Consider the following 1,597-nt stretch of genomic DNA (forward strand, 5'->3'; position numbering starts at 1 on the left):
ATACTTGAAGAGGCCTCAGAAGCATTGGAATTTGAAGGCTACGATCCTCTAACTGCAAGCAATGTATCGGATGCAGTAAAAATAGTGCGTGACAATCCTGATATTGCCCTAATATTAACAGACTTGAGAATGCCTGGACAGTCGGGGTTAGATCTAGTCGACATTCTAAAGGAAGAGTTTAATAACAAGCTTTGTTTTATAGTCATGTCTGGGCATGGCAGCTCTGACGTTGAAGATAGTGTCATAAAGCAAGGTTTTGCTTTTATACGTAAACCATTAGATATTGATGAACTGATAGATACTATTAAATTAAGGCTTGAAAATTAAATCTAAGGAGGATTCACTTTGATAACAAAAATTTTAATAGTCGACGACGAAGCATATATTCGTGAAGAACTGCTCGAAACGATCAACGCGGAAGGATATAAGTGTTGTGAAGCAGCCAATGGAGAAGAAGCGCTCAATATTCTTCGAAGTGATAATGAGATTGCTATTGTCCTTACAGATATTCAAATGCCGGGGAAGGACGGTATTGAAATGATCCGCGAGGCTAAAGAAGAAAACTGCAAAAATCGTAATGTGGAGTTTATCATTATGACGGGACACGGTGGGTCAGCAGAAGCTATTTCTGCATTGAAATTGGGTGTTTTGGATTTTATTGAAAAACCGATTGATATTGAACACCTTTGCCATGTCGTTCGTCGAGCAGAAGAACTGGTCATTTTGAGGCGCACAAAAGAGCATTACCAAGCTAGTCTTGAAGCTGAGGTACATGCAAAAACGATTAAAGTTCGCAACCTTCTGAAGGATGTTGAAGATGCGTATGACGAAGCGTTGACATGCCTTGCTGTGGCAGCTGAATTCAAAGATCCTGAAACGGGTTATCATATAAAGCGAATTGGTGAGTATTCCAAATTTATGGCTAAACAACTTGGCTGGTCAGAAGAGCGTCAACATATGATGTTGTTAGCCGCACCACTGCATGACATAGGCAAGATCGGCACGCCCGAAATTGTTTTATTGAAACCCGGAAAACTCGACGCTGATGAAATCGCAATTATGAAAGAGCATTCACAAAATGGTTATAATATTTTGTCTCATGCAGAACATTCAGTCATGAAAATGGCAGCAGCGATTGCAAAAAATCATCATGAACGTTGGAATGGAGGAGGTTACCCTAGAGGTCTCAAAGGAACAGAAATCCCCATTGAAGCTCGTATTGTCGCTGTGGTTGACGTTTATGACGCGCTTAGGTCAAAACGTCCTTACAAAGCGGAGTTTGATCAAGAAAAAACGTTGTCAATCATGCTTGATGGTGACGGACGAACTGAACCGTCGCATTTTGATCCGCAAATGTTGGACATTTTACGCAACAATTCTGAACAGTTTGATGCAATTTATAAAGGTCTTGCTGATTGAAAGCAGGGTAAACATTTATCAGGTCTTAAAGATAAGAGGATATATTATGTACGGAATGGTTAATAAAGCAGTGGAAGATATGGTCTGCATGCAATTTGGCGAGCCGGTATGGGAAGATATTAAGTCCTGCGCTGGGGTCGACATAGACGTATTCATGAGCAACGAAGCGTACCCAGAC

The 1,597-nt window shown here is 40.8% G+C and carries 3 protein-coding genes; all 3 read left to right on the forward strand.

Going from position 1 to position 1,597, the window contains the following annotated elements; translation table 11 throughout:
- A partial coding sequence (locus H4J57_RS19390) for a response regulator (protein ID WP_182243974.1) occupies positions 1 to 327 on the forward strand: 327 nt, incomplete at its 5' end.
- A gap of 18 nt (positions 328 to 345) precedes the next feature.
- Positions 346 to 1,419 (forward strand): HD domain-containing phosphohydrolase, encoded by a 1,074-nt coding sequence (locus H4J57_RS19395; RefSeq protein WP_182243975.1) that lies wholly within the window; start codon positions 346 to 348, stop codon positions 1,417 to 1,419.
- 55 nt (positions 1,420 to 1,474) lie between these two features.
- Positions 1,475 to 1,597 (forward strand): heme NO-binding domain-containing protein (locus tag H4J57_RS19400; RefSeq protein WP_259366904.1); only part of this gene is annotated, 123 nt, incomplete at its 3' end.

Origin of the sequence: Colwellia sp. BRX8-7 (genome assembly GCF_014077275.1) — a bacterium.
In the GTDB taxonomy this organism is placed as follows: domain Bacteria; phylum Pseudomonadota; class Gammaproteobacteria; order Enterobacterales; family Alteromonadaceae; genus Colwellia_A.